A 243-nucleotide genomic window follows, 5' to 3' on the forward strand; every position below is an offset into this window, starting at 1 on the left:
CCGTCGGCGAAATCGCCGGCGCGGCGACCGTGTTGCGGGAATTCGCGCGGCCGGTAACGGTCGCCGACAGAACCCATCTGGTCGACATCGTGGGTACCGGCGGCGACGGCGCGCACACCTTCAACATCTCCACCGCGAGCATGTTCGTAGTCGCTGCGGCCGGGGCCAAGGTGGCCAAGCACGGCAACCGCAGCGTCTCGTCCAAGTCCGGCAGCGCCCAAGGCTTCGAGCACGTCGGCGCTG

1 protein-coding gene is annotated in these 243 nt (G+C 69.1%); it reads left to right on the forward strand.

Translation table 11 applies throughout. The features are described 5' to 3' along the window. Window positions 1-243 (forward strand): anthranilate phosphoribosyltransferase (gene trpD, locus HKX41_12995; GenBank protein ID NNC25050.1); only part of this gene is annotated, 243 nt, incomplete at both ends.

This window comes from Salifodinibacter halophilus, from assembly GCA_012999515.1.
In the GTDB taxonomy this organism is placed as follows: domain Bacteria; phylum Pseudomonadota; class Gammaproteobacteria; order Nevskiales; family Salinisphaeraceae; genus Salifodinibacter; species Salifodinibacter halophilus.